The organism is Butyricimonas sp. RTP31003st1_G1_RTP31003_210430 (assembly GCF_040920905.1).
GTDB classification, from domain to species: Bacteria; Bacteroidota; Bacteroidia; order Bacteroidales; family Marinifilaceae; genus Butyricimonas; species Butyricimonas paravirosa.
Map to the genome: position 1 here is coordinate 20,380 of NZ_JBCOSQ010000066.1, position 8,790 is coordinate 29,169.

General features: G+C 43.1%; 5 protein-coding genes. 2 read left to right on the top strand and 3 right to left on the bottom strand.

Annotation, left to right across the window (positions count from 1 at the left end; genetic code table 11):
• Positions 1-22 precede the first annotated feature (22 nt).
• Positions 23-1,966 carry a SpoIIE family protein phosphatase gene (locus AB5542_RS17060; protein ID WP_168044349.1) on the bottom strand — a complete coding sequence of 648 codons (1,944 nt, stop codon included), beginning with the start codon at positions 1,964-1,966 and terminating at the stop codon, positions 23-25.
• 445 nt (positions 1,967-2,411) lie between these two features.
• Between AB5542_RS17060 and AB5542_RS17065 the strand changes: the two genes are divergently transcribed.
• Both AB5542_RS17065 and AB5542_RS17070 read left to right on the top strand, forming a co-directional pair.
• Positions 2,412-4,004 (top strand): thiamine pyrophosphate-dependent enzyme, encoded by a 1,593-nt coding sequence (locus AB5542_RS17065; RefSeq protein ID WP_087421163.1) that lies wholly within the window; start codon positions 2,412-2,414, stop codon positions 4,002-4,004.
• Positions 4,005-4,051: 47 nt separating this feature from the next.
• On the top strand, positions 4,052-4,639 hold the full coding sequence (locus AB5542_RS17070; protein ID WP_087421162.1) for an indolepyruvate oxidoreductase subunit beta: 588 nt from the start codon (positions 4,052-4,054) through the stop codon (positions 4,637-4,639).
• Between the two features lie 324 nt (positions 4,640-4,963).
• On the opposite strand, the gene AB5542_RS17075 is transcribed toward AB5542_RS17070, so the two are convergent.
• The gene (locus tag AB5542_RS17075; protein ID WP_279039557.1) at positions 4,964-8,263 is read right to left on the bottom strand and encodes a hypothetical protein; all 3,300 of its coding nucleotides are present in this window, start codon (positions 8,261-8,263) and stop codon (positions 4,964-4,966) included.
• Positions 8,264-8,426: 163 nt separating this feature from the next.
• On the bottom strand, positions 8,427-8,790 hold a 364-nt coding region (locus tag AB5542_RS17080), incomplete at its 5' end, for an immunoglobulin domain-containing protein (RefSeq protein WP_368243246.1).

Here is an 8,790-nt window from a genome sequence, read left to right on the forward strand (position 1 = left end):
TTAATTTTCTCAATGGAGGGGCCTACAAAAGCCCCTCTGTTTTCTTTTTCCCACGGGCATTGAGCCGGAAACTCATCACGGTTAAATCATCCGATTGCTCAGCCTTCCCGACAAAACGTTTCACGTCCCCAACCACTTTCTCCACCATTTGCCGTGGTGCTAGTTGGGAATGACTTGCCACCAAGTTAAACAACCGATCTATCTTATAAAATTTAGATCGTTCATTTTGAGCTTCCGACACCCCATCCGTGTACAAAAGCAACTGAGAACCCGGAGCAAAATAACATTCTTGTTCCTCGTAATCATAATCGGAAGTAACACCCAAAGGTAAATTATCCGCAGTCTTGAAGAAAGACACGGTTCCATCCGGGGCAATCAATAACGGGTAAGGATGTCCCGCATTACAGAATCTCAGACGATTCGTGTTCAGATTCAATACCCCGGCAAAAAAAGTAATAAACATACTCGTGTTCCCGGTCCGAATCAAACTCTGGTTCATTAGATTCATGATATAATTCAAAGAGGTATCCCGCAGAGCCAAAGATCGCATCTGGCTGATCGTGGTTGCCATAAACAAGGAGGCAGGAACTCCTTTCCCCGAAACGTCCCCAATGGCGAAACCAAACTCATCCTCGTTCAGCATCAAATAATCATACAAATCCCCTCCGACCTGACGAGCCGGATGCAACACGGCATGAATATCAATACATTCGGCTCCAAAGGTGGGGACAAATTGTTTCGGAACCATTCCCAATTGAATATCATGGGCGATACGCAACTCACTCTCGATCTTTTCATTCGCTGTCGTCGTCCGACGTAACTGATCCACGTATTCCGTCAATTGTTGCTGCATGAAAAGAAATGATTCATACAATTCCCCTAATTCATCCTTAGACCGGATACGCGGTAACGGTGTGTTAAAGTTCCCTTGTGCCACATCCCGAGCTGAAGCAGCAAATATCGTCAATGGTTTTGTGATTCGTCGCACGGCCACAAAACAAATAAAATAAACAAATAACAACAACAGGACAAAGCCAATCAGCAGATACATATTAAATTTGCTCAACTTACCAAACACCTGATCGTATGGACAAATTACCGCCATATACCAATCGGTTGCCACCACCGGCGTGTAATACACATAGGACAGAACTCCCCCATCGTCCACGATGATACTACCGCTTTTCCCGGCTGCCATCTCGTTTACCAGAATAGTAACATTCGTATCCCGTGCCTCTTTTGCCGTTTCGAACATATTTTGACCAATCATCACCTCCCCTTCCCTGCGCAAGATATAACGTCCCTGTTTGTCAATAACCACGGTATAACTACCCTTGTAAGGCTTGATCGAATCGACCAGATCACGCAACCATCGATTGGTTAAATCCACGGATAAAATACCAATTAGTTCATGCTTTTCCCCATGAACCGGAACCGCGTAAGACGTCGTGATCACATCCGGATCACCCGCATCCCGATAGGGCTTACTCCAGTACCGGTGTTCCCTCGCACCTTTGTACCAGCCTTTTTCAAAATAATTGTAATCTTCACTCCCGACTTGAATGGTCTTCACGGAATCTCCGACCATATATGAATAAGGGGCAAAGTAATGTCCCTTTTCCGGGAAATAGTAAGGTTCAAAAGCAATCGCACAACCAAAAATCTCCGGGTTATCTTTTACAATCCGCCGAGTGATACCAAACAAAGAATCCGGCTCCTTTACATATTCAACGATCATCCATCCTAGGTTTTCAGGAATCTTTTCCACCTTACTCAATAACGCACTCACACGTAAATTTGCCTGAGCAGCCATACTCTCTATCTTATCCTCGGCCTCTTGCGACAACGTTTCCGTTGAGTAGTGATAAAATACGCCCACTAAAACAAAAGAAAGAATTGTAATGAACGAAATCACATACAAACTCAATTTAGCAGGAAAAGATTTTTTATATCGATCAAATATCATAATTATCAATTGATGAAAAGTTCCTTATTATACCCCGTTATAATAAGCCACGAATATACAAAAAAACTATAAAACTAGTACAAAAAAATAATTATTCAAGAGTCTTTTCCCAAGTGATTCCGGCTAACAAGCTCCATCAGTACTGATTGGAAAAAATAAACTTGTAAAAGAATTTCCACACACGAATACTTCTCATCTGAAATATTTGTTCTTATTAAATATTAATACTAATTTAGTCGCGAATTACAAACGAAAACGTTTTAAATATTTAGTAGATGTATAAACCATCAGAATATTATTTCGTTTTAGCCTACATCGTGGGCGTACTTAAATTGTTCGGGGGACTATGAAAATTCCGCCGGAGTAATTTCAGGCATCTTTTGGCAACAGGTATGTTGCTCTCTTTTAAGCAAAACAAACAACTTAAATCAATAATCTTTTAATTATGCAAAAACAACTATTATTAGGTGTTGAAGCTATTGCACAAGGTGCTATAGACGGAGGTATATCCGGCGTGTTCGCGTACCCGGGAACCCCTTCAACAGAGATCACTGAATACATTCAGGAATCGAAACAGGCTATCGCCCGTAACGTTCACCGGATGTGGTCTGCTAACGAAAAGACTGCCATGGAAACCGCACTAGGAATGTCCTATGCAGGAAAAAGGGCCTTGGTATGTATGAAACACGTGGGAATGAACGTGGCCGCAGACTGTTTCATGAACGCTGCTATTACCGGGGCTAACGGAGGTATGGTTATTATCGCTGCCGACGACCCATCTATGCACTCATCTCAAAACGAGCAAGATTCACGTGTATACGGTAAATTTGCCTTAATTCCAATCATGGAGCCCTCTAACCAACAAGAGGCATACGACATGACCCGCTACGCTTTCGACTTGTCAGAGCAAATGGGAACTCCCGTGTTATTAAGAATCACGACTCGTCTGGCACACTCTCGTTCCGGTGTTGAACCAAGAGAGGCTAAAGCCGAAAATGAAATGCGTTTACCGGAAGACAAACGTCAATTCGTGTTACTTCCCGCTATCGCTAAAAAAAGATATAAATTATTACTAGAGAAACAAACCGCTTTCGAAGAGGCATCTGATAACTCTTCTTTCAACCAATATATTGACGGGGCTGACAAATCAATGGGTATCGTCGCTTGCGGTATCGGTTACAACTACCTGATGGAAGTGTTCGGTGGAAACTGTCCTTACCCGGTAGTAAAAGTAAGCCAATATCCTCTTCCGAGAAAGATGATCACCAAATTGGCAGAAAGCACTGAAAAATTGCTCGTTTTAGAAGAAGGCTACCCGGTAATTGAAGAGGCTTTGAAAGGTTACTTGGAAAAAGAATGTGTACTCGGACGTTTGGATGGCACGCTCCCCAGAGACGGAGAGTTGAACCCGGATCACGTGGCGAAAGCATTCGGCTTACCTTCTATCGAAGGATCGCCTGTACCAGAGATCGTGGCACCTCGTCCACCGGCCCTTTGCGTGGGATGTAGCCACAGAGACGTGTATGCCGCCTTGAATGCAGTTGTTGCCGAATACCCGAATGCGCGTGTATTCTCTGACATTGGTTGTTACACTTTAGGAGCCCTTCCTCCATTCCAAGCAATCAACTCTTGCGTGGACATGGGAGCCTCTATCACCATGGCAAAAGGTGCCGCAGATGCAGGATTATACCCGGCAGTATCCGTTATCGGAGACTCCACGTTCACTCACTCCGGAATGACCGGGTTACTGGATGCTGTAAACGAAAAAGCCAACATCACAATTATCATTTCCGACAATGAATCCATCTCCATGACCGGAGGTCAGGAATCTTCAGCATTAGGACACCTGGAATCTATCTGTCGCGGTATTGGTGTTGAACCGGAACATATCCGTGTTCTACTTCCCGTACCGAAAAATCACGATGAATTGTGCAAGATCATCCGTGACGAGATCGAATACAAGGGTGTATCCGTGATCATCCCGAGAAGAGTTTGTATCCAGAAAGCTGCAAGAGACGCTAAGAAAAAGAAAAAATAAATTGATTCAAAGATCAATTTAAAATCTAAAACTTAAAATTTAAAATTATGAAGACAGATATTATATTAGCGGGTGTAGGTGGACAGGGAATCCTTTCTATCGCTGCAGCATTGGGGTCTGCCGCCCTCAACAATAACCTGTACATGAAACAAGCCGAGACTCACGGAATGAGTCAACGCGGGGGTGATGTGCAGTCTTTCATGAGAATCTCCGACAAACCGATTTTCTCTGACCTGATCGCCAAAGGAACAGCCGATATTATCCTTTCAGTTGAGCCGATGGAGGCATTACGTTATCTTCCCTATTTGAAAAAAGGGGGATACGTGGTAACGAACGCCACCCCGTTTATCAATATCCCGAACTATCCGGAAATTGAAACCTTGATGGCCACGTTGAAAACCCTTCCTCATCAAGTAATCATTGACGCTGACAGCATCGCTAAAGAGGCTGCAGGCAACGTACGTGCCAGCAACTTCGTGATGATGGGTGCCGGTTCTCCTTTCATCGAAATTCCCTTCGAATACTTGGAAAAAGGTATCATGGCTATTTTCGAACGTAAAGGTGCCGATGTCGTAGAGATGAACTTGAAGGCATTACGTGCCGGACGTGAATTCGCACAAAACTACATTAAATAATCGGATCTGGGGGAGTTGGCAATGACTCCCCAAGCAAAAACCCGTCTAATCTTTGGTGTTAGACGGGTTTTTTAGATCATCCAGAAGGATTATTTGAAACACTTAACGAATCATGTTCCAAATATTTACTTTTGTTGGGAAATCACTTCAAATAAACAAAATACATCGTATTCTTTGAATGAAACACTAAAAAAACTGATTTACAGTCCTTTTTTATAGAATTTCCGACAAAACAGAGAAAGTTTCTCGTTTTTTCACTTATTCAATAGTTCATTTTTCATAAGCAAAGATTACGAACGAAGGTTTGCTCTCATGTCAAGTTTGTCATTCCCGAACTTTAACCCATTTCATGGCATCGGCGACAACCTCCTGCGGTCCCCACTTTTCGTTGGTAGAATTGGGATCTCGATCCCTATCACTCAAGGTTACCCATGCTGTTGTCCCGTGAAAATTAAAAACACCCAAGGATATCCACCTCCAATCATCCTTGTCCATCGTCAGAACAACCTCATGTTCTTCCTGTCCATCGAATACAGAATAATAATACTTCCTCGAAAAACGAGGTGCCCAGGACGGATATACACTTTGAGCATCATAAGGCAGATAACAAAATACCTCGTATTTCCCTTCTTGTGGTAAACGAGCTTCCCACCGCACTTTCTGGTTACCCTTGCCGGCTTTTTTGAAATACGCCCCTTTCACGGGGAAACCTTGGCAATCAGGTTGGATCGTGAATCCCCAATGATTGACAGGGGCAAATTGGTAACATTTGGCCCGTGTCTCAACCTTTCCGAACAGGGAAGCAAGACTAAACTTTCTTGTTTCCAGGATCGTGAACCCCCGGTCCTCGTTATCCACGATAATCTCGTCGTCATTTGTTGGGAACAACAGGGTATCGAGGGGTAAAAAACGCATAGTAGTATCGATATCGGCATTCCCTCTTTCGCTTGACAATTCTATTAAGGACGGGATATTTAAAGCCAACACAGTATATACAAAATTGCTATTACCTTTCACGAACTTCTTTATGTCCCGCCCTTCTCCCGGAGGAATCACCCATCCCTGACTATCACACAACGTGATAATACCCGGAACTTTACCATGATTAAACACCTTAAAATCATATACCCAATCACCACCCTCGCCAGAAACGCAATGTCCGGCTATTTGAAAAACAGGTAACCTGTTTTGCCTGAATAGATTCTCGACAATAGTGTCCAATCCGACATTGCTACTTTTGAAAAATTCTTGGGAGAACTCTTCAAAAGTTCTTTCCTCGAAAAGATGTCGTTTGAGAAAATCGTGATAAACTTCCTGAAATTTGTTCTTTCCAATTCTAACATACAAAAGGTTTCGCAACACATCGCACTTCTTACGAATTATATTATCAAGCAATTCCGGGGAGAGCGAAGAATCTCGCAAGGCATCCTCTAGACTGTGATCTTTCAAGTAATCCACGATAAGATACTCAACATTCTCGCTCAACGCATCATCTTCGGGAGAACTAAATATCAATGTTAACATATCATTTATCAAAGGCCACTCGTCAGAATGAAGAAAACTCGTGTTACCGATGCCACTCGGCTCCAGATCACAACTACCGTCCTCAAACAAACTTAATTCATGGTACAAGTGAACACGCATTTCGTCTTCTTTGTTCGCAAAAGAAGCTATCAACTCGTCTGCCGAGTATTTCTTCTCCGGCAGGAACACCATCCCTCCCTGTACACGTTCACCTGACTGCAACGACCTTCCCGTAAACACGTGAAAATTACAAGGAACTTCCACACAAGTGAGCCAACTATAAGGATATTGTAACGTGGGATCGTAATCAATTTTATTCTCGTACCGTTTACTTACATAATCGAAATTATAACTATAAAACTCCACCCTACTCTTTACTCCCTCAATAGCGAGAAGCAATTCCTCTCTGGTAACAGCATCATAACGGTCAAGCAAGAATTCATGCTCAGGCAAATAGAAAAGTTCTGCCCTTACCGGGTGATTGTCTTCTACGAACTCAATAGGTTCTCTCACATCAAATTTCGTTCCTATCGTATCATTGCAAATCAATATCTCTCGTCTCTTGTAATTACCGATGCAGAGACTGATCCCGGGCATATTATGATCGAAACTAAACTTCGTATCCCCGGCAGTTTCCCGATCGGCCTGTCCCTGAGATATCGCTACAAGCTTGGGATCATGTTGCACCTCCAAGGTGTAGCGAGTGAACATCTTTTCCCGGAAACTCAGGGAATGGTAAGGAGGGATACTGACCGGATACCAAACGCATTCCGGGGAAAGCAGTTTGTATTCTTTCTCGCAAAAAGCGGGGGAATAACCGAAGCGATAAATACCTATCGTGTTCACTTCCGGAGATACATATTTCTCTTCCGGAGTATCGAGAAAACAGAAACTATTGTCTATTTTCCCCTCGTATTTCACGACAACATCTCTCGTCTTGCCGGGTGCCACCGTCTCGTCCGCAAGAATCACCTGCCGATCTCGTCGGAAAGAGACCGTTTCCCCATCCACCGTGATCGAGGAAACAACGAGCCCGGGATTCAGGTAAAATACCAGCGGGAGAATTATGCTCTCCCTATTCTTAACAGTCATCTCGCTCGTCACGGAAATTCCACCGTTTTCTGTTTCTTTCAAATGGAGGTGGTTTGCGATAATCTTGAGTGGTTTCTCCTGCCCGTACTCTGCGTAAACCTCTCGGAAAACTGCCCGCTTTTGGGAGACAGCCTGAATGCAGTGAATATAAACGACAGCCAAACTACTAGTAACAATCAACGGCAACAAAGCCATGTAAACTAGCCGGAATGGCGCCTGCGGATTATTATGAATCCGCGGGTAAGGAATCACGGACAGAATGACCAACCCACCCCCGAAAAACAGGACAAACAGCCGTTGCAACAAGTAATCCCCGAGATTCACATGCCCCGTGAAGTCTGAAAACATATTAGGAATCCCCGTGGCTAAGGGATCAAATAATCCGTTTAACCAAATAGATCCCGGGAGAGTTAACACACCGAGGATAACCACAAGGAAGATTATGCCCAAACCTTGGTTCTTCACCAACCTCACCACACAGGAAGAAAGAGCATTACAGAAAACCGTGACCGGCAGGTTCAAGGTCAACCAATAAAAGAGATAATATCCAGCGTTGAACACTTCGGGATAAAAAAGAAGGTTCAATAACCCGCAAAAAGCAAGTACCAACACATTGACAACCGTGAAAGCAAGGATTTTACCGATGACATTTCCTGTCACGATCTCAGTATTCCCTTGGGCGTGAACATTCAAAGCCATCGTAGAATCCAAACGGGAGCGTCGCATGTCGTTGATCACGAGGATCGCCCCAAAACACAGTTGCAAGATGTTGAACAAGTAAGCACACCTAAAGGGAATGGACGAAGACAATGACCGCGAAACCCAGTCCATAACCGGTCCCCGAAACAGTTCTCCGATACTTGACGTCCCCCCCAAACGGGATAGTGGTGTGAACATGTAAAGGGTGATCCCCACGATCCCAAGAATAACAAATATTCTAAAAATTACGTTCCGACTAGAACGCTTATACTCGTATAAAATTTCGGTAAAGATATGGTTTCTGTCCATCACGCTTGCCTTCTATTATCAATTTAATCTCTAGATACGAATTCCTCTCTCAAAAATATATAAATGTTCCTTCAAATCACTTCCAAATATAAATAACGTATTCTTTAAGTGATTTTTATTAGATACCAGCAATAATAAATATACTACTATCTTGTTTCTGATTTTATTTCGTGACAATTAATGTAGCTTCTGATGTAACCTCCCCCAAAGCGTTATATATTTTAACCTTATATGTTCCGGCATCTTCTGGCCGAACTAAATTTATTACTAATGTTGCATATCCTTCTTTAAGATAGGATTCAATCCGATCATCACTAGTCGAAATTGGCCTCCCATTATAAAACCATTCCACTCGGATATCCGGATCGTCAATAGGCACAAAACGAGCAAGAAATACCGCAATGCCCCCTTCATTAACCGCCAAATTCATAAGGTGTTGTACTATTATGGGTTTTTCCTTTATAATAGAAGCACTCTCAATGAGTTTCGTATCACTTTGTTCCACAAATCTTTCCTCTTGATTGAAC

Bases quoted from the DNA above. Each gene is read 5' to 3' on its own strand.
- AB5542_RS17075 (WP_279039557.1), bottom strand. From the start codon at position 8,263: ATGGACAGAAACCATATCTTTACCGAAATTTTATACGAGTATAAGCGT.
- AB5542_RS17060 (WP_168044349.1), bottom strand. From the start codon at position 1,966: ATGATATTTGATCGATATAAAAAATCTTTTCCTGCTAAATTGAGTTTG.
- AB5542_RS17070 (WP_087421162.1), top strand. From the start codon at position 4,052: ATGAAGACAGATATTATATTAGCGGGTGTAGGTGGACAGGGAATCCTT.
- AB5542_RS17065 (WP_087421163.1), top strand. From the start codon at position 2,412: ATGCAAAAACAACTATTATTAGGTGTTGAAGCTATTGCACAAGGTGCT.